17 protein-coding genes are annotated in these 18,532 nt (G+C 70.8%); 5 read left to right on the forward strand and 12 right to left on the reverse strand.

The genetic code is table 11. The features are described 5' to 3' along the window. Nucleotides 1-99 precede the first annotated feature (99 nt). From FZ046_RS21975 to FZ046_RS21995, 5 genes are all read right to left on the reverse strand, one after another. On the reverse strand, nucleotides 100-2,412 hold the full coding sequence (locus tag FZ046_RS21975; protein ID WP_070355536.1) for a beta strand repeat-containing protein: 2,313 nt from the start codon (nucleotides 2,410-2,412) through the stop codon (nucleotides 100-102). An 860-nt stretch (nucleotides 2,413-3,272) separates the two neighbouring features. Next, nucleotides 3,273-3,665 carry a universal stress protein gene (locus tag FZ046_RS21980; protein ID WP_070355534.1) on the reverse strand — a complete coding sequence of 131 codons (393 nt, stop codon included), beginning with the start codon at nucleotides 3,663-3,665 and terminating at the stop codon, nucleotides 3,273-3,275. A 28-nt stretch (nucleotides 3,666-3,693) separates the two neighbouring features. After that, complete coding sequence (locus FZ046_RS21985) at nucleotides 3,694-5,235, reverse strand: tripartite tricarboxylate transporter permease (protein ID WP_070355533.1); 1,542 nt, start codon at nucleotides 5,233-5,235, stop codon at nucleotides 3,694-3,696. Then, nucleotides 5,236-5,766 (reverse strand): tripartite tricarboxylate transporter TctB family protein, encoded by a 531-nt coding sequence (locus FZ046_RS21990; RefSeq protein WP_246182839.1) that lies wholly within the window; start codon nucleotides 5,764-5,766, stop codon nucleotides 5,236-5,238. Continuing rightward, nucleotides 5,763-6,746 carry a Bug family tripartite tricarboxylate transporter substrate binding protein gene (locus FZ046_RS21995; protein WP_070355532.1) on the reverse strand — a complete coding sequence of 328 codons (984 nt, stop codon included), beginning with the start codon at nucleotides 6,744-6,746 and terminating at the stop codon, nucleotides 5,763-5,765. The genes FZ046_RS21990 and FZ046_RS21995 overlap by 4 nt, the downstream gene beginning before the upstream one ends. A gap of 62 nt (nucleotides 6,747-6,808) precedes the next feature. On the opposite strand from FZ046_RS21995, the gene FZ046_RS22000 reads away from it, so the two are divergent. Next, on the forward strand, nucleotides 6,809-8,443 hold the full coding sequence (locus FZ046_RS22000; protein WP_083298505.1) for a sensor histidine kinase: 1,635 nt from the start codon (nucleotides 6,809-6,811) through the stop codon (nucleotides 8,441-8,443). After that, nucleotides 8,436-9,101 carry a response regulator gene (locus tag FZ046_RS22005; protein ID WP_070355530.1) on the forward strand — a complete coding sequence of 222 codons (666 nt, stop codon included), beginning with the start codon at nucleotides 8,436-8,438 and terminating at the stop codon, nucleotides 9,099-9,101. Before FZ046_RS22000 ends, FZ046_RS22005 begins: the two co-directional genes overlap by 8 nt. A 4-nt stretch (nucleotides 9,102-9,105) precedes the next feature. On the opposite strand, the gene FZ046_RS22010 is transcribed toward FZ046_RS22005, so the two are convergent. Then, the gene (locus FZ046_RS22010) at nucleotides 9,106-10,698 is read right to left on the reverse strand and encodes a phospholipase D family protein (protein ID WP_070355529.1); all 1,593 of its coding nucleotides are present in this window, start codon (nucleotides 10,696-10,698) and stop codon (nucleotides 9,106-9,108) included. A 66-nt stretch (nucleotides 10,699-10,764) separates the two neighbouring features. On the opposite strand from FZ046_RS22010, the gene FZ046_RS22015 reads away from it, so the two are divergent. Continuing rightward, nucleotides 10,765-11,487, forward strand: coding sequence for a type 1 glutamine amidotransferase (locus FZ046_RS22015; RefSeq protein ID WP_246182840.1), 723 nt, complete (start codon nucleotides 10,765-10,767; stop codon nucleotides 11,485-11,487). Here the strand turns inward: FZ046_RS22015 and FZ046_RS22020 are convergent. Then, a complete protein-coding gene (locus FZ046_RS22020) occupies nucleotides 11,464-12,816 on the reverse strand; it encodes a TIGR01777 family oxidoreductase (protein WP_070355528.1) in 1,353 nt (450 codons plus the stop codon). The two genes, FZ046_RS22015 and FZ046_RS22020, sit on opposite strands and share 24 nt — an antisense overlap. 82 nt (nucleotides 12,817-12,898) lie before the next feature. Between FZ046_RS22020 and FZ046_RS22025 the strand changes: the two genes are divergently transcribed. Then, on the forward strand, nucleotides 12,899-13,561 hold the full coding sequence (locus tag FZ046_RS22025; protein ID WP_070355527.1) for a phosphoribosyltransferase: 663 nt from the start codon (nucleotides 12,899-12,901) through the stop codon (nucleotides 13,559-13,561). Here FZ046_RS22025 and FZ046_RS22030 read toward each other — a convergent pair. Beyond that, a complete protein-coding gene (locus FZ046_RS22030; protein WP_070355526.1) occupies nucleotides 13,558-14,040 on the reverse strand; it encodes a hypothetical protein in 483 nt (160 codons plus the stop codon). The genes FZ046_RS22025 and FZ046_RS22030 overlap by 4 nt on opposite strands. A gap of 113 nt (nucleotides 14,041-14,153) precedes the next feature. Here FZ046_RS22030 and FZ046_RS22035 point away from each other — a divergent pair, with 113 nt between their 5' ends. Continuing rightward, nucleotides 14,154-15,545 carry an ISNCY family transposase gene (locus tag FZ046_RS22035; RefSeq protein WP_074338281.1) on the forward strand — a complete coding sequence of 464 codons (1,392 nt, stop codon included), beginning with the start codon at nucleotides 14,154-14,156 and terminating at the stop codon, nucleotides 15,543-15,545. Between the two features lie 88 nt (nucleotides 15,546-15,633). Here the strand turns inward: FZ046_RS22035 and wag31 are convergent, their stop codons facing one another. The 4 genes from wag31 to FZ046_RS22055 form a co-directional block, all read right to left on the reverse strand. Next, the gene (wag31, locus tag FZ046_RS22040; protein WP_070355525.1) at nucleotides 15,634-16,452 is read right to left on the reverse strand and encodes a DivIVA-like cell division protein Wag31; all 819 of its coding nucleotides are present in this window, start codon (nucleotides 16,450-16,452) and stop codon (nucleotides 15,634-15,636) included. Nucleotides 16,453-16,632: 180 nt separating this feature from the next. Next, the gene (locus FZ046_RS22045; protein ID WP_070355544.1) at nucleotides 16,633-16,923 is read right to left on the reverse strand and encodes a YggT family protein; all 291 of its coding nucleotides are present in this window, start codon (nucleotides 16,921-16,923) and stop codon (nucleotides 16,633-16,635) included. A gap of 119 nt (nucleotides 16,924-17,042) precedes the next feature. Then, nucleotides 17,043-17,711 (reverse strand): cell division protein SepF, encoded by a 669-nt coding sequence (locus FZ046_RS22050; RefSeq protein WP_070355524.1) that lies wholly within the window; start codon nucleotides 17,709-17,711, stop codon nucleotides 17,043-17,045. 64 nt (nucleotides 17,712-17,775) lie between these two features. Beyond that, a complete protein-coding gene (locus FZ046_RS22055) occupies nucleotides 17,776-18,531 on the reverse strand; it encodes a YggS family pyridoxal phosphate-dependent enzyme (protein WP_070355543.1) in 756 nt (251 codons plus the stop codon). Nucleotide 18,532 lies beyond the last annotated feature (1 nt).

Consider the following 18,532-nt stretch of genomic DNA (forward strand, 5'->3'; position numbering starts at 1 on the left):
GGCGGGTACCCGGGCCGCTCGCGACGCCAAACCAGTAATTGACGCGAACGTGGGCCCCTCCCGGAGGAGGGGCCCACGGTCGTGTCGACGCCGGATCGGCTAGCTGCTGGAGCCGCCCGAATCGCCGCCGCTGGACGAGCCGCCCGAGCCGCTGGAGCTGCCCGAGTCACCACCCGTGCTCGACGACGTGGAGGACGTCTCCGAACCGCTCGAGGACGAGCCGCCGCCGGTCTTGCTCGACGTGCCCGCCTTGGTCGTCGGCTCGGACTTGTTGCCGTCCTTGCCCTCGGTGCTACCCGCATCGGACTTGGTGGTGCTCGACGACCCGGTGCTGCTGGAGCCGGTGGTGCTGGATTCCTTCGTCGTGGTCGAGGATTCCTTCGTCGTGCTGGTGGACTCCTTGGTCGTCGACTCCTTGGTCGTCGACTCCTCGGCACCCTTGACGGTTCCCGCCGTCTCCGTGGCGGCCGTCTCGGTGGCCGCCGCCTCCGGGGCCGACGCGGGCTCCGCGGCCACCGAGGTCCGCAGCGCCGTCCGCTGCACGGCGGAGGTGTCCGCGACGGTCGGCTCGACCGGCGTCTCGGGCGTCGTGGCGGCCGGACCGGTGATGATCCCGACGGCGTCGCCGACCGCGTTGTTCAGCGTGTTGCCGACCTGGCCGACGGTCTGCACGGCCGTGTTGCCGGCCCCGCCGATGCCCGTGATGACCTGATTGCCGGTCTGGCCGAGGCCGTTGACCGCGAGGCTGCCGGCCTGACCGGCACCGGCGACCAGGACGTTGCCCGCCGTCCCGAGACCCTGGACGGCCGTGTTGAGTGCCGTGCCGATGGTGCCCACCACCGTCGCGAGCGCCGTGGCGTAGCTGTTGAAGTCCAGCGGGTTGGCGAGGATCGCACCGAGCGCCGCACCGCCACCGTTGAGCAGCGTGTTGCCGACCGCGCCGAGCGTCTGAATCGCGGTGTTGCCCAACGCGCCCACGGTGGCCAGGCCGATCAGGCCCAGGCCGCCGATGGTGCCGACCGCGGTGATCCCGGCGCCGCCCAGCCCGGTGAGGAGCTGCGTGCCCGCCGTGCCGAAGCCGACGATGCCCTGCTGCAGCGCCGTGCCGACGCCCGACAGCAGGACGGTACCGGCCGTGCCGATGTCCCCCGGGGTGAGTGCCAGCGTCGAGACACCGGTGTCCGACGGGGTGACCGCGGCGGCCAGCGCCACGCGACCGGCGGCCGGGGCCACGGGGTCCGCGACCGGCGGTGCGCCGGTGATCAGGCTGATCGCCTGCGACAGAGCGGTGTTCAGCGTGTTGCCCGCGCTGCCGAGGGTGGCGATGATCGTGTTGCCGATGCCGCCGGCACCGCCGATGAGCGTGTTGCCGATGGTGCCGAGCGTGCCGATGGTGGCGGCACCGGCGTTGCCGAGGGTCTGCACCAGCGTGGTGCCGGCGAGGCCCAGGGTGCCGAGGAACGTGCCGCCGATGTCGCCGAGGCCGTTCACGAGGAGGTTGCCGGTGGCGCCGGCGCCGAGCAGGCCCTGGTTCACCGCGGTGCCGACGCCGCTGACGAGGGTGTTGAGCGCGGACGAGTAGCTGTCCGGATTCAGCGGGTTGGACAGGATGGTGCCGAGCGCGCCGAGCAGCGTGCCGGACAGCGTGTTGCCGACGGCTCCGATCGTGGCGATGGCCGAATTACCTACCGCGCCAACGGTGTTCACCAGCGCGTTGCCCGTGGCACCGAGGCCGAGGACGGTCTGGGTACCGGCGGCGCCGAGGCCGCCGATCAGCGCGGCGCCCGCGCCACCGAAGCCGGCGAGTGCCTGCACGCCCGCACCCCCGATGGTGCCGACGAGCTGCGTACCGACCGATCCGGCGCCCAGGAAGGCGTCGTTGATCGCGGTCGCCGCGCCCGCGGCGAGCACGCCGATCGCGGCGAGGATGTCACCGGGCGCCAGCGACGCCAGGGCGGCGAGGGCTGCGCCGCCGGTGAGTTCGTTGCCGATGGCGCCGAGGGTCTGCAGCGTGGTGTTGCCGATGGCGCCGAGGGTTGCCAGTGCCTGCTGCCCAGCGACGCCGAGTCCGGAGATGCCGTTGGTCAGTGCCGCACCGCCGCCGGTCAGCAGCAGCGCGAGCGCCGCGGGGTAGGCGGCCGGATTGAGCGGATTGGCGGCGATGGCACCGAGCGCTCCGGCACCCGTGGCGCCCAGGGCGTTGCCGAACTCGCCCGCCGTGGCGATGACGGTGTTGCCGATCCCCCCGAGTCCGGTGATCGCCGTGTTGCCCACGGTCCCGACGCCGTTGATCAGCTCGGTGAGCGCGCTGGCGAGGCTGGTGGGTGTGTAGTCGGCGTAGACCGAGGAGATCTGCGCGGCGACGTGCTCGGCCCGGGCGCCGAGGTCCGGCGCGGGCGCGATCGGAGTCATCGCAATTGCCGTTGCTCCGACCAGGGCTACGCCGGCCGAAAGCGGAGAACGAAGAGCACGTTGCATTGCAACCCCCTAGATAGGCACCAATCCGATCAGCAAAAGTTACATGACGGCTACGTCGATAACTAGCCATTTGCATTCAGACCTTTGGCATGTAATTCCGCGCTGGTCGACCATTTGCCAAATGGATTGCCGGCATGACTTGCCCTTTTCGCGACTCGACGGTGACTGGCAACGTCTCGGGCGGCCACACGGAGCCCGCCACCATTGATGGCTAGCACATCTATCCGTCGGCCGAGGCGACCACGACGCACCGTCGCTGACGGACCCGTCGATACCGGTTGATCTTGGCTTACCCATCATCGGTGGGTTAGCCGCCGGCGTGTCACCCCCACGGCGCCGGCCGGACGGGCAACCGGGTCGGTCGGCCACCCCCGGCATCGGCGCACCGCCGTGGCGCACACGCCCGATCCCTGCATTCCTTCGCTGACCATGACGTCGCCCACGAGCGCCACGGCCGCGTCGCGAGCGAAGGACGCGTCGCCAGCGCCGAACGTCCCGGCGTGGCGTCGCACCGCGGCGGGTGTGTCGCGGCGGCGCGGCGTCGATAGCGCCGTGCGCTGGACGTCTCCCGCGGTCACGCCGCCGTCGAAGACCATGCGGACGACATGTTTAGTGGGTTCGTCCGCTGGGAATCATTGACGCCTCCGCAAGCGAATGCACTCGCCATTCGATGCGAAATGCACGCCGACCGTTCCACCATGGAACACCCGTCGTGCATTTGCGCGTGCCGAATCGGCGCATTCGGTGCGTTGTGTGCTAATTCGCGTCACGTTTCCATCACCGGGACGTCGTGGCTAACTCTCCGCGGGTTTCACCGCCAGCACCGGTTTCGGACATTCGAGCAGCACCTGCTGTGACACGCTCCCCAACAGCAGCTTGCCGACGGGATTGCGGTGCTTCACGCCGATCACCAGCAGCTCGGCCTCCGGTCGCTCCATGGCGGCGAGCAGTTCCCCGGCCGCATCGACGCCGACCGGTTGGACGAACTCCGACGGCACGCCGGACGACGCGAGCCGTGCCGTGACGTCGCGGGCGCGGTCACCCTGGGCGAAGGCCGGGTCGGCGTAGGAGTCCCCCGCCGTCGAGTTGATGACCAGGACGCCGGTGTCGCGCAGCCGCGCCTCGGCGATGCCGTGGTCCAGCGCGGCCTGCCCGAAGGCGTCGGCGGTGTATCCAATGACGATCACTGGTTCTCCTCGCGTAGGCGTTCGTCGGTCACTGCTGGGCCGCCTTCTCGCGTTGGTCGCGGTCGTCCTCGACGACCAGCAGGGTCTCCTCGTCACGGTGCAGCAGGCGCAGGACCAGCGGGATCAGCAGGAGGATCGCCATCGCGACGTAGGTGCCGATCGCCACCGGCTCGGTGAACAGGCTGCCCCACTCACCGCCGCCCAGCTGCAGGCTCTGTCGCAGCTGACGTTCGATGCGCGGCCCGAGGATGACGCCGATGATCAACGGCAGCACGGGAAGTCCGAAGCGCCGCATCATCAGACCGAGCAGGCCGAAGATGAGCAGCAGCGCCAGATCGAGCGGCTGGAGGTTGACCGCGAACGCACCGAGCGTCGCGAAGAACAGGATGCCGGCGTAGAGGTACGGCCGGGGCGTGCGGAGCAGCTTCGCCCACAGCGGCGCCAGCGGCAGGTTCAGTGCCAGCAGCAGGAAGTTGCCGATGAACAGGCTGGCGATGAGCGTCCAGATGAGCAGCGGCTCCTTTTCGAACAGCGTGGGGCCGGGCTGGATGCCGTAGGACACGAACGCGGTGAGCATCACCGCTGCGGTGGCGTTGGTCGGCAGTCCGAGCGAGAGCATGGGCACCAACGTGCCTGCCGCCGAGGCGTTGTTGGCCGCCTCGGGTCCCGCGACGCCCTCGATGGCACCCTTGCCGAACTGCTCGGGATTCTTGCTCAGCTTCTTCTCGGTGATGTAGCTGAGGAAGGTCGGCAGCTCCGCGCCACCGGCGGGCAACGCGCCGAAGGGGAATCCGTACGCCGTACCGCGCAACCACGGCTTCCACGATCGCTTGAAGTCGTCCTTGCCCATCCACGGCCGACCGACCGGGATGACCTCGGCCGGACGACGGCGCAAGTGGGCGGCGACCCACAGGGCCTCACCGAGTGCGAAGATCGCGACCGCGATGACGACGATGTCGATGCCGTCGGACAGCTGCGGGATGCCGAACGTGGCACGCGGCTGACCCGTCAGGAAGTCGATGCCCACGATGCCGATCGCGAGCCCGAGCACCAGCGAGATCGCCCCGCGCAGTTTGGAACTGCCGAGCACTGCGGTGACCGCGACGAGCGCGAACAGCATGATCGCCAGGTACGACGGGGCGCCCAGCGTGACCGCGAACCGGGAGATGACCGGAGCGAACGCAGCGAGCAGCGTCGTGCCGATGGCGCCGGCCACGAACGACCCGATGGCCGCGGTGGCGAGCGCCTGCGCGGCCCGGCCCGCCTTGGCCATCTTGTTGCCCTCGATCGCGGTGATCACCGAGGACGATTCGCCCGGCGTATTCAACAGGATCGACGTCGTCGAGCCGCCGTACATGCCGCCGTAGAAGATGCCCGCGAACATGATGAACGCGGCACTGGGGCTGACGTTGTAGGTGATCGGCAGCAGCAGTGCCACCGTCATCGCGGGACCGATGCCGGGCAGCACGCCCACGGCGGTGCCCAGCAGCACGCCGATCACGGCGTACAGCAGGTTCATCGGGGTCGCCGCCTCGGCGAAGCCCTGCAGGAGCCAGTCGAAGTTGTTCATCTAGAGGATTCCGTCCAAGATGCCTGCGGGCAGCGGGATTCCGAGCCCTGAATAGAACGCGTAGAAGCTGGCCAGCGCCAGGATCAGACCGATCCCGACGTTGCGCACGTAGTGCTTGCTGCCGAGGATCGTTGCCGCACCGCCGAAGAAGAGCGTGCTGGTGATGACCCAACCGAGCGGCTCGACCAGCAGGATCATCCCGACGAAACACGCGACGAGCAGGCCGACGGTCTTCCAGTCGCTCGGCATGTCCGGATCGATGTCCTCGCCCGCGTCGGCCTCGCCGCGCGAGCCGCGCGGGATCGCGATGGCCAGGACGACGGCCAGCACCAGCGCGGCGATGCCGATGACCATCGGGAAGAACGCCGGCCCGACGGGGTCGACCTTCGCGAACCCCTCGGGCAGGGTCATGGCATTCCACACCAGGAAGGCGCCCACGACGGCGAGCACCGCGACGACCAGGTACTGCGCGTAATCCACCCGCTTCTCGGTGTCCACCCGCTTCTCGGGCGACTGCTCGGGCGCGCTCACAGCAGGCCCAGTTCCGTCAACGTCGAGGACACCCGTTCGTCCTGATCGGTCAGGAACCGGTCGAACTCCTCGCCGGTGGCGAACGCGTCGCTCCAGCCGTTCTTCACCAGGGCTTCCTTCCATTCGTCGGTGGCGTGCAGTTCTTCGAGCACCTTCACGAGTGCGGCCCGGTCATCGGGCGAGATGTCCGGTGGTGCAAGCACTCCGCGCCAGTTGGTGAAGGTCAGATCGATGCCGGCCTCCCGCAGGGTCGGGGCGTCGACGCCCTCGACCCGTTCGTCACCGGACACGGCGAGCACCCGCACCTGGCCGGCCTCGATCTGGTCGACGTATTCGCCCAGTCCCGAGGTGCCGACCGCGATCTTCTTGCCCAGCAGCGCGGTCAGCAGGTCGCCGCCGCCGTCGTAGGAGATGAAGTTGACCCGTCGGGGGTCGATGCCGGCGGCGCGGGCCGTCTCCATGGGGAACAGGTGGTCGGGTCCGCCGGGCGAGGACCCGCCGCCGACGGTCACCTTGGCCGGGTCGGCCTTCCACGCCGCGACGAGATCGGCCACCGTGCGAAACGGCGAATCGGCGGGGACCAGGATCCCCTCCTGCTCCTCGACCATGCGGGCCAGCGGGGTGGCGTCCGACGCACGCGCCTTCGAGCCGTTGGTGTACGTCGCACCGACGACGCCGAGACCCATCATCATCATCAGGTCGCCGTTGCCCCGCTCGTTCATCAGGCGCGCCATCGCGACGGTGCCGCCGGCGCCGATGACGTTGAACACCTCGACGCGGCCGGTGATGTCCCGGTCCTCCATGATCTTGACCGCGGTGCGGGCCGTGAGGTCGTAGCCGCCGCCCGGGCTGTTGGGAACCATCATCCGCAGGCGGTGCATGCCCTCCGGATCGTCACCGCGGGTCACCCCGCATCCCGTCACCGCCGTGGCGAGCAGCAGCACCGCTGCCAGCCACCTCGTGAGGAGCCTCGTCGACACAGTCGTCCCTTCGTCGTGTGATGCTGATTGATACTGGGGCCACACAGTGATCCACGTCACTCTTGCGGACGAAAAGGAAGTTTTGGTCGTTGAGTAAGCTCTCGGCGCGCAGCCTCGCCGGTCAGTTCCTGGCGTTCCAGCTGGTGGTGGTCCTCATCGTGCTGGGCGCGGTCGCGGCCGTGTCGGTGGCCCAGTCCTCGCACGAGTTCCGCGAGGTGCGGGGTCAGCGGATGATCGCGGTCGCGGAGAACCTCGCCTCCACGCCGATCGTGCGGGACCGCTACGCCGATCCGTTCGCCGCACGGGTGCTGGCGCCGGACGTCGACCGGGCCGTCGCGCTGTCGGGGGCGCGACTGGTGGAGATCACCGCCCCCGACGGCGTCGTGCGCGCGTCGTCGGACCCGTCCCGCGCCGGCGCGCGGGTGGCGTTCGGCGAGAGCCGCGTGGTGGAGGGCCGTGCATGGTCGGGCGACCTCGAGATCGACGGCCTGCACTCGCTGGTCGGGCAGGTACCGATCCTCGGGATCGACGGTGCGGTGCTCGCGGTGGTCACCGTCAGTGAGCCGTACCCCTCGGCGTGGCAGCTCCTCGGCGCCGCCGGCGAGCGGCTGCTGCTCTACCTGGGGCTGGGCGCCGCGCTGGGGCTGGTGGCGTCGTGGCTGCTGTCGCGGCGCATCAAGCGCCACACCCGCGGCCTGGAGGTCGCCGAGATCGCCGGCCTCGCCGATCATCGCGAGGCGCTGCTGCACAGCATCCGCGAGGGCGTCGTGGCCGTCGACGCCGAAGGACGGATCACGCTGCTCAACGACAGCGCCGTCGAGCTGCTCGACATCGCGGCCGACGCCGTCGGACGCCCCGTCACGTCGGTGAACCTCGACCCCGCGGTGAGCCGCTTCCTGCTGTCCGGGGAGGAGGGTACCGACGTCGTGATCACCACGCGGACACGGGTTCTCGCGCTGAACCGGCGACCGGCCAGCACCGGTGGCCGGCGCATCGGTACCGTCACCACCATGCGCGACAGCACCGAGCTGGCGTCGATGCAGGGACAGCTGTCCTCGCACAAGAGCGTCACCGACACGCTGCGGGCGCAGACCCACGAGTTCGCCAACCAGTTGCACACCATCAGCGGCCTGGTGCAGCTCGGCGAGTACGACGCCGTGCGCGACCTGGTCGGCACGCTCACCCGCAGGCGCGCCGAGATCAGCGACGCGGTGACCCGGCGCGTCAGCGACCCCGCCGTGGCGGCACTGCTGATCGCCAAGACGTCCCTGGCCGCCGAGAGCGGCGTCGCGCTCGAACTCGACGAGCACAGTCACCTCGCCGCGCTCCCGCCCGCCATCGCCACCGACGTGATCACGGTGCTGGGCAACCTGATCGACAACGCCGTGGACGTCTCGGAGGGGTCCGCCCGCGCGGCGGTGCGGGTGCGCATCGACGACCAGGACGGGTTGGTGCTGGTGGTCGCCGACTCCGGTCCCGGCGTGCCCGAGCACATGCGCGAAACGATCTTCGCGCGCGGCATCACCAGCAAGCCGGAGGTGCCCGGCGGTCGCGGCATCGGTCTGGCGCTGGTGCGGCTGGTCAGCTCGCAGCTCGGCGGTTCGGTCGAGGTGTCCGACGGCCCCACCGGCGGTGCGGTCTTCGAGGTACGGCTGCCCGCGGTGCGCGCCGGCGAGCGGGTGACCGCCGGTGCGTGAGGTCCTGGTGGTCGACGACGACTTCATGGTGGCCGACATCCACCGGCGCTTCGTGGACCGCGTCGAGGGCTTCCACGCCGTGGCGGTCGCGCGCACCGGCGCCGAGGCGCTCCGGCAGGCCGCCGCGCTGCATCCCGACCTCATCCTGCTCGACGTCTATCTGCCCGACATGACCGGTCTGGAGGTGCTGCAGCGCCTGCGCTCCGCAGGTGACGGGGTGGGCGTCATCATGATCACAGCCGCCCGCGAACTCGACACCGTGGCCGGCGCGTTGGACGGCGGGGCCGCCGACTACCTCATCAAGCCGTTCGAATTCGACCAGTTCCGAGGCAAACTCGAGGCGTTCGCCGCTCGGCAGGACGCGCTGCGCCACGGCGTGGGCGCCGACCAGTCCCTGATCGACGCGCTGTTCGGTGGCACCGCCGCCGGTCGGGCCGAGCAGCTGCCCAAGGGACTCGGTGCGGAGACCGGGCGACTGGTTCTCCGGGCCGTCGCCACCGCGGGCGAGGTGTCCGCCGCGGAGTGCGCGGAGCTGGTGGGCATCTCGCGGGTCAGCGCCCGGCGCTACCTCGAGCACTATCTGGCCGCGGGGGCGTTGGAGCTGCGCCTGCAGTACGGAGCCGGCAGGCCCGAGCGGCGCTACCGCCAGGCCGGCTGAGCGCTCACCACCGGCCGCGCAGCCGGTCGCGGTAGGACCGGCCGTCGGGGTCGTACACGGCGCGGTACACCGGCTGCGCCCACAACCGGGTGACGGCGGAGAGCCGTTCGGTGCGGTGCCGGCGCAGCCGCCCGGGCGGGCGCGGACCGGTCCGGCCGCCGTCGTACCACGCGTCGAGCGCCGCCGCCGTCGACGTCACCGCTTCGACCGCCGCCAGCGGGTCCAGCAGATCGTCGTCGGCACTGCCGTCGGGGTCGCGGTCGAGGTGCTCGCGCAACAGCCGCAGCCGCAGGTCGCGGGCGAAGACGCGTGCCCCGTCGCCGGTGCCGGCCGGGTCGCGCGGCGCCCGCTCGTCGCGCGTGGCGTCGAGCACGGCGCAGGACAGTTCGCTGTCGTGCGTCCACGACCGACGGTTGAAGTTGTCACTGCCGACGCTGGCCCACACGTCGTCGACGACGCAGACCTTGGCGTGCACGTACACCGGTGTGCCGACGTGGTTCTCGAGGTCGAACACGTGCACCCGGTCCGGGCCGGCCGCACGGCACGCGTCGATCGCCTGCCTGCGCCCGATCAGATTGGGCGGCAACGAGAGTCGGCCGTCGACGTCGGGGTACCGCGGCACCACCGCAATCAGGTGCAGCTCCGGGTTGGCCCGCAGCGCCGCGGCGAACAGGTCGGCCACCTGCCGCGACCACAGATACTGGTCCTCGACGTAGATCAGGCGCCGCGCACGACGCACCGCCTTGGTGTAGCCCCGCGCGATGGTGCGCTCACCCGAGGGCGCGAAGGCGTACGAGAAGTGGGCATCGGGATACGTGCGCAGCGGCTGCACCGCGACCGACCCGCACGCCAGGGGCGGCGGCGGACGCGGCGGCAGCCGGTCGGGCACCAGGTCCGCGCGGGTGAACTTGTCGCGCAGCCACGCCAGCGGCGACATCATGTCCAGCGGCGCGGGATCGGTCCAGCGCTCGCGGAACGTCGCATCGAGCGCGTCGACGATCGGCCCGTGCAGTTCCAGCTGGACGTCATGCCACGGCGGACGGTCGCCGTACGCCGCGGCCATCGCGATCGCGCACGGGTCGCCGAGGTGCTCGGCGTCGTCGCGGCGCGACTTGCACAGGTCGATGCCGCCGGCGAACGCCACGTCGCGCTCGGGTTCCGCGGGGTGCCGGATGACCACCAGCTTCTGGTGATGTGAACCGCCGAAGCGGACGCGCTGATCCAGCAGCACCTCGCCCCCGGCCGCCTCGATGGCCTCGCCGAAGTGCCGGTTCTCCTCCTCGCTGTACTGCAGCGCGTCGAGGTGCGACCGCCACACCAGTGCCTTGACCACCACGCCGCGTTCGGCGGCGGAGCTGAACAGTTCGGCCATCGTCGGCCCACCGTCGGCCGCCACCTGGTCGGGGTCCCCGCGCCAGTCGGTGAAGAACACGTAGTCGCCGGGCCCGCAGGCGTCGACCTCCTCCGCCAGGCGGGCAAAGTAGGTGGCGCCGTGCACCAGCGGTTCGGCGCGGTTGCCGTCGGTCCACGGCGGCAGGTCACTGTGCGGATTGCCCCGCTCGTCCGTGGTGAGGAACCACTCGGTCGGATCCGTCACGCCACCTCCTGGTCGGTCCCGGTGCCTAGGATGCCAGGGTGAGCCCGCACGAGCGATGATGCCCCGGTGGCACCGACCGTCCTGTTCCTGCGCAACGAGCACATCGCCACCGAGGCCATGCTCGGCGAGGCCTTCGCCGAGTGCGGTTTCGACGTGGCGACCTTCGACGTCGTCCCGGCCGGGCACGCCGACGCACCCGACCTCGACGTGACCTTTCCCGACCCGCGCGCCTACGACGTCCTCGTCCCGCTCGGCGCGAGCTGGCCGGTGTACGGCGGCGCGCTGCGCTGGGTGGACGCCGAGATGGCGATGATGCGCGACGCCGCGGCCGCGGGCGTGGCGACGCTGGGCGTCTGCTTCGGCGGTCAACTGCTCGCGCAGGCGTTCGGTGGCACGGTGTCGCGCTCCCCCGCCCCGGAAATCGGCTGGTACGAGGTGGCGTCAGCCGACGAGGACCTGGTCCCGGGCGGCCGCTGGTTCCAATGGCACTTCGACCGGTGGACGGTGCCGCCCGGCGCGACGGAGATCGCGCGCACGGCCGACGCATCGCAGGCCTTCGTGCTGGGCCGCACGCTGGCGCTGCAGTTCCACCCCGAACTCGACGAGGCGGTGCTGGAGACGTGGCTGGCAGCCGACCGCGACGGCGACGTCGTCGGCCTAGGGTTGAGCGCCGACGAACTACGCGCTGCGACAACGGAACTGACGCCGGACGCCGCCCTGCGGATCCGGCGCCTGGTCCGCGGGTTCACCCGGCGGCTGGTGCGCTCAGCCGTGCCCGAGCTGATGTGAGAGCGCCGCGCTGACCTCGGGATGCCGAAAGCGGTGGCCCACCGCGGCCAGCTTGGCGGCGACCACCCGCTGATTGGCCTCGGCCAGTTCGCGCACCCCCTGTTCGCCCAGCAGCAGCCGCGGGCCGACGCTCGGCACCGGCAGCAGCGCCGGACGGTGCAGCACGGACGCGAGCGCCTCGGTGTACTCGGCGTTGCGAACGGGATGGGGCGCCACGGCGTTCACCGGTCCGCTCAGCCGCTGGTCGTACAGCGCCCGGTAGTACACGTCGAGCAGGTCGTCGATGCCGATCCAGGACAGCCACTGCCTGCCGCTGCCGAGCCGTCCGCCGAGCCCGGCGGCGAACAGCGGACGCAGCAGTTTGAGCGTGCCGCCGTCAGCGGCCTGGACGATGCCGGTACGGACGGTGACGACGCGCAGCCCGGCGTCGACCGCCGGCGCCGTGGCCGCCTCCCAGTCGGCGACGACGTCGGCGAGGAACCCGTCGCCGCGCGTCGCGTCCTCGGTCAGCGAAACGTCACCGCGGTCGTAGCCGTAGAAGCCGATGGCCGAGGCGCTCACGAACGTCGCCGGCCCGTCGGGGGTGCGGGCAGCCAGCGCGGCCAGCTCGTGGGTCGGGGCGATGCGGCTGTCGCGCACGGCGCGGCGGTGCGCCTCCGTGAAGCGTCCCGCGATCGACTCGCCGGCCAGGTGCACCACCGCGTCGACGCCCGCGAGCAGGTCGTCGGCGGGCCGCGCCGGGTCCCAGCGCCGTTCACCGTCCCGGGGGACGCCGCGGACGAGACGCACCACCCGGTGGCCGCCGGTGCTCAGCAGGGCGCACAGCGCGGTGCCGACGAGGCCGGACGACCCGGTCACCGCTACCGTCATCGGCGCGGCCCCCGCGTCGCGGGCGTCGCGGTGCGCGGCGAGGTCGTCGGCGAGCTGCCGGTGCCGGTACACGAACGTCGGCCGCAGGCCCGCGCCGGGCACGGTGGTGTCGACGTGGTCGTGCACCCGGGTGGTCCCCGCGGTCGGGCCGTCGGCGAAGTCGTGGGTGTGCCGCCACCAGCCGATCACCCGCGGCGGTAGTGACCGCAGGCCATCGGAGGACAGCTCGTCGACGAAGCGGTGCGGCGGGTCGTAGGCGTCGGCGACGTGCTGCGCCACCCAGCGCAGACCGGCAGGCAGCCCGAGGATGGCCCGCCCGTCGGCGAGCGATTCGGTCTCCGCGACCACCCGCATCGGCTGCCACGGCGGCACCAGCCGCCGCATCGCGCCCGGCCGGGTGTGCCAGGCGAAGACCTCGTCCAGCGGATGGTCGACGATGCTCTCGTATTCGATGCCCACGATGATCGATTCGTTGTCGGGACCGGGTTGGATCGGAGCCGATCGGTGAGAGACCGGCCACGGGTGAGCCTAGGCTGGACGCATCGCACGCGCAGCCACCGAACGACCGTTCCGGGATCGCCGGGACGCCGGCAGGACGCTGGCCCGACTCCTGGGCGCATACCGCGGCCGCGACGTCGTCGTGCTGGCACTCCCCCGCGGCGGCGTGCCCGTCGGGCTCGAGGTGGCACTCGCCCTGGACGCGCCACTCGACGTCTTCGTCGTCCGCAAGCTCGGCGTGCCGCACCGCAACGAGCTGGCCATGGGGGCCATCGCCTCCGGCGGCGCGAGCGTCCGCAACGAGGAGCTGATCCTCGGCCTCGGGATCGACGCCGCGGCCTTCTTCACGGCCGTCGCGCGGGAATCGGCCGAACTTCGGCGTCGCGAGCAGGCCTACCGGGGTGACCGGCCACCGCTCGATCTGTCCGGCAGGACCGCGGTGCTGGTGGACGACGGCATCGCCACGGGCGCGACCACGAGGGTGGCGCTGCAGGCGGTACGACGTCGGCGTCCGGCGGGCGTCGTCGTGGCCGTGCCGGTGGCGCCGGCCACCGTCGTCACCGCGTTGTGCGCGGACGCCGACGACGTGGTGTGCGCGGTGACGCCGCCCGACTTCCGCGCCGTGGGTCAGGTGTACGCCGACTTCCGGCAGGTCGACGACGACGAGGTGCGGACCGCGTTGGCGGCCGCCCCGGGCGGCGGTTAGGCCCGCTCGTTGCGGGTCGCGTCGGGGGTGTGATCGATCGACTCGGCGGCGGTAGCGGCATCACTGGTCGCCGCATCACTGGTCGCCGCATCACTGGTCGCGGCATCACCGGTCGCCCCATTACCGGTCTCGGCCTCGCTGCCCCGACCATCAGCGGCCGGGGTCGCGCTGACCTGGGTGTCGGCGGCCCGGGTGTCCGGCTCGTCCTCCACCGCCGGGAGGTGCGTCGTCGGCTCGTCGGGGTAGTCCTCGGCGGCGGGCAGTACGGTGGTCTGCTCGTCGGCGTCGGGACCGGGCTCGTCGGCGTCCGCGCCCGGCGCGTCGTGCTTGCGGTCGCGCAGCGCGTCGACGATGAGCAGCAGGACGCCGATGACGCTGGCGCCGATGCAGACCCAGGCGATCAGCTCGTTACTGGTGACGACGGCGGTGACGAGCGCCGCCAGGCCGATGACGGCAAGGACCAGCGCAACGATCAGCACGGACGGCCCCTAGCTACTTCGACCTGAAAAAGTCGGGCGTGGCGACGGGCCCGGTCGCTCCTTGAGCTGGGACAATGTCCTCGAACCCTTGGCGAGAAGGATTCGAGGACATTGTGTTTCGTACTGTAAATGATCAGCCGACGTTGTGGGATTCAATCCTGCCGGCCGAGCTGTTGGTGTTGCCTGTGGAGCTGGGCCGAGTCGATGCACTACTCGACGATCCGGTCTTCTTCACACCATTCGCAACCTACTTCGATGCCAGGATCGGTCGGCCATCTATCCCGATGGAAACCTACCTGCGGTTGATGTTCCTGAAGTTCCGCTACAGGCTGGGCTATGAGTCGCTGTGCCGCGAGGTCTCGGATTCGATCTCCTGGCAGCGGTTTTGCCGGATTCCGTTCGGTACCCGGGTGCCGCATCCGACGACGTTGATGAAGATCACCACCCGCTGCGGCGACGACGCGGTCGCCGGGCTCAACGAAGCACTGCTGGCCAAAGCGGCCAACGCCAAGCTGCTGCGCACCGACAAGGTCCGGGCCGACACCACCGTCATCCCGGCCGCGGTGTCCTATCCGACCGACTCGGGTCTGCTGGCCAAAGCGATCGGCTCGATGGCCCGCAGTGTGGCGCGGATCAAGGCCGCTGGCGGTGCCACCCGGACTGCATCGCGAGATCGGCGACGTTCGGCCGGGCGCCGCGCCCGCTCCATCGCCGCGAAACTGAAACTACGCGGTGAACAGCAACGCGATGCGGCCCAGGCCGCGGTGCGCCGGATCACCGGGGAACTCGCGGGTATCGCCGAGGAGGCGATGCGCGAAGCCACCGCGGTGATCCGCAACGCCCGACGCGCGCTGCGCACGGTGAAGGGGCACCGCAAAGGGCAACTGCACCGGGCGATCAACCGTCTGCAGACCGTCGTGGTAACCGCGGAACGCGTTGTGGCCCAGACCCGTAGCCGCCTGGCCGGGGTGATGCCCGAGTCAGCGACCCGGGTGGTCAGCTTCCACGATGTCGATGCCCGCCCGATCCGCAAGGGACGCCTGGGCAAGCCCGTCGAGTTCGGCTACAAAGCGCAGATCGTCGACAACGCCGACGGGGTCATCCTCGATCACAACGTCGAGGTCGGAAACCCCGCGGACGCCCCGCAACTGGCCCCGGCGATCGCCCGAGTCGCCGCCCGCACCGGGCACGCTCCACGAGCGGTCACCGCCGACCGAGGCTACGGGCAGGCATCGGTGGAACACGACCTGCACGACCTCGGTGTCCGAGCCGTGGCGATCCCACGAACGAGTAAACCCAGCGCGGCACGCCGCGAGTTCGAACACCGCCGCGCCTTCCGGGAGAAGGTGAAATGGCGGACCGGATCAGAGGGCCGGATCAACCACATCAAACGCAGCTACGGCTGGAACCGCACCGAACTCACCGGCCTCAATGGAGCCCGAACCTGGTGCGGACACGGCGTCTTCGCCCACAATCTCGTCAAGATCGGTACCCTCGCCGCATAAATCACCACCGTCAGCGGCGCGTGCGACACCAATCGACGCAAACTCGGCCACGCGAAACGCCCATCAAGGGTTTTTCAGGTCGAAGTAGCTAGTTGTTGCCCCGGTTGAACTGGTTGAAGCCGCCGCCGTCGTTGCCGGCGGTGGAGTCGACCGGCGCGGCCGAGCCGCGCTGCCCGAGTTCCTCCAGCTGCGACTCGAGGTAGGTCTTCAGACGGGTGCGGTACTCGCGCTCGAAGGTGCGGAGCTGCTCGAGGCGACCCTCCAGCACCGTGCGCTGCTGGTTGATGGTGCCCATGATCTCGGAGTGCTTGCGCTCGGCGTCGGCCTGCAGGGCGTCGGCCTTCTCCTGCGCCTGACGCAGCTGCGTCTCCGACCGGGTCTGCGCGTCGAGCAGCATCGCGTCGGAGCGCTGCTTGGCGTCGGCCACCGTCGTCTCGGCGGTCTGGCGCGCCTCGCTGACCAGCAGGTCGGCCTGGGCGCGGGCGTCCGACAGCATCTTGTCGGACTCCGCCTTGGCGGTACTGGTGAGCCGGTCGGCGGTGTCCTGGGCGAGGCTCAGCACCTTGGCCGCGCGCATGGCGGCGTCCTCGTTCGACGACTGCGTCGGCGCGGGGGTCGGCGCCGGCGGCTCGTAGACGGGCTGCGGGGTGGGCTCGGGCTCAGGCTCGGGCTGGTAGCTCTGCACCGGCTGCGCGGCCTGGCCGCCACCGCCGGCACGCGCCGACGCGAGTTCGGAGTCCAGCTCGCCGACGCGCTGGCGAAGGTCGGCGTTCTCCTCGATGAGCCGGCTCAGCTCGTTCTCGACCAGATCGAGGAACGCGTCGACCTCGTCTTCGTTGTAGCCGCGCTTGCCGATGGGTGGCTTGCTGAACGCGACATTGTGAACGTCGGCGGGTGTGAGCGGCATCGTCTGCCCCCTTGGGTTCTGGACCGTCAACCGGTCTCAAAGTGTAAAGCCATGCGGGTAGTAACTGGCGTCCATCCTGTCACAGGGAACCCGGCGGTTACAGGCGAGGTCGAGAATCAATGACGAATCGAGACCTGGGCGCCGTGACCGGCCGCCGCGACAGCGGCGCTCGGGCAGCCGTCAGGCCGCCGCACCGAAGGCCAGTTGCATCCCGATGAAGGCCACCAGCAGCAACACCATGATGGAGAGGTCGAACCGCACCGCACCTATCGTGAGCTGCGGAATCAGGCGACGCAGCAGCTTCACCGGCGGATCGGTGACCGTCATGATCACCTCCAGGATCACCACGGTCAGACCCGTGGGACGCCAGTCCCGGCTGAACGACCGGATGAACTCCACCACGACCCTGGCGATGAGCAGGAGCCAGAAGACGAACAGCGCAAAGCCCAGGATCTCGAAGAACAACGCCAACTCGGGCGACCTCACTCCAGACGGATTGACACCGCGGGCACACCGGTCGGGCGCGCGCGGACGGGATTGACCTCGAGCCTACCCGTCCGGCGCGCGCCGGCGTGGCCGGCGCCGACCGGTCACTGGTAGCTGTAGAACCCGGCCTCGGCGATGCGGCGGCGCTCCTCGGCGCTGACGTCGACGTCCGCCGGCGACAGCAGGAACACCTTGGTCGCCACCTTGTCGAACGAGCCGCGCAGGGCGAACGCGAGGCCGGCCGCGAAGTCGACGAGCCGCTTGGCGTCGGCGTTCGGCATCGACACCAGATCCATGATCACCGGGGTGCCGTCGCGGAAGCGCTCGCCGATGGTGCGAGCTTCGCTGTAGTCCTTGGGCCGCAGCGTGGTGATCTTCGCCAGCGGGCTGCCGGCCTCGAACAGCTCGGCCATCCGGCGCGGCTCCATGGCGACCGCGCCGCGGGTGGCACCGCGCAGCGTGTTGAAGCGCGGCCGTTCGAACTCGCGCCGCGGTCCGCCGCGGAACGCGGGCTCATCGGCGTAGCCGCCGCGGTAGCCGGCCGGCACGGGTTCCATCTCGCGACCGAACTCACGCTCGAATTCCCGTGCGGCGACGCGCTCTTCGTAACCGCGGCTCTCCATGCGCCCGTAGGAGTCCTCCTCGAAGCGCTCCTCGCGGGGCCGGCGGGCGTACGGGCGGGCCGGGCGGTCCTCGTCCTCGTAGTACTCGTCCTCGTAGTCGTCCATGGGCGCCATACCGAAGTAGGCCTTGACCTTGTGCAGAGTGCTCATCCCGGGCCCTTCTGAAGACTGTGATTGGTGTGATTCGTGATGATGCTGTGACTGGTGTGACTACTCAGGGTGACGTTAGCGGTCGAGGTCCCATGAGCGCGGTTCCGACACGCACACACGTCGAGCCGTGTCGCACCGCCGCCTCGAGGTCACCGGACATCCCCGCCGACAGACCGAGGCGCCGCGCACTCCCCACCTGCAACCGGTCGCGCTCCGCGGCCAGCCGCGCGAAGGCCTCGTCGGCGTCGGCGCCCAACGGCGGAATGGCCATCAGCCCTGCGAGCTCGAGCCCGTCGGTGCCCGCGGCGGCTGCGCAGACGTCGTCGACCAGGGCAGGCTCGCGCACGTCGACGCCACTGCGCTCCGGGTCGCCGTCGAGGCTCAGCTGCACGAACACCCGCAGCGGCGCCGAGCGGCCGCCGCCCTCGAGCGCGGCGACCGCACCGCGGCCGAGCGCCTGGATCAGTGCGATGCCGTCGACCGAGTGCGCGGTGTGGGCCCATGCCGCGACGGCCTTGGCCTTGTTGCGCTGGATCCGGCCGACCATGTGCCAGCGCAGCGCGGCGTCGGGCAGCTCGTCGGCCACCTCGGCGATCTTGCGGGACGCCTCCTGTTCGCGCGACTCCCCGAAGGCCTCGCAGCCGAGGCCGTGCAGGGCGACGACGTCGGAGGCGGGGAAGAACTTGGTGACCGGCAGCAGCTCCACCTCGCCGGCGACCCGTCCGGCGGCCTCGACGGCGCGGTCAAGGCGCGTGCGCAGCGTGGCGAGGGCCGCACCGAGATCGTCCGCGCGGGACGCCGGCCGTCGGGAATCGGCCATG

Source organism: Mycolicibacterium grossiae, assembly GCF_008329645.1.
Lineage (GTDB): Bacteria > Actinomycetota > Actinomycetes > Mycobacteriales > Mycobacteriaceae > Mycobacterium > Mycobacterium grossiae.

What these genes read in the sequence shown, in the direction of transcription:
- FZ046_RS21975 (WP_070355536.1), bottom strand. Translation starts at nt 2,412, where the DNA reads ATGACTCCGATCGCGCCCGCGCCGGACCTCGGCGCCCGGGCCGAGCAC.
- FZ046_RS21985 (WP_070355533.1), bottom strand. Translation starts at nt 5,235, where the DNA reads ATGAACAACTTCGACTGGCTCCTGCAGGGCTTCGCCGAGGCGGCGACC.
- wag31 (WP_070355525.1), bottom strand. Translation starts at nt 16,452, where the DNA reads ATGCCGCTCACACCCGCCGACGTTCACAATGTCGCGTTCAGCAAGCCA.
- FZ046_RS22050 (WP_070355524.1), bottom strand. Translation starts at nt 17,711, where the DNA reads ATGAGCACTCTGCACAAGGTCAAGGCCTACTTCGGTATGGCGCCCATG.
- FZ046_RS22055 (WP_070355543.1), bottom strand. Translation starts at nt 18,531, where the DNA reads ATGGCCGATTCCCGACGGCCGGCGTCCCGCGCGGACGATCTCGGTGCG.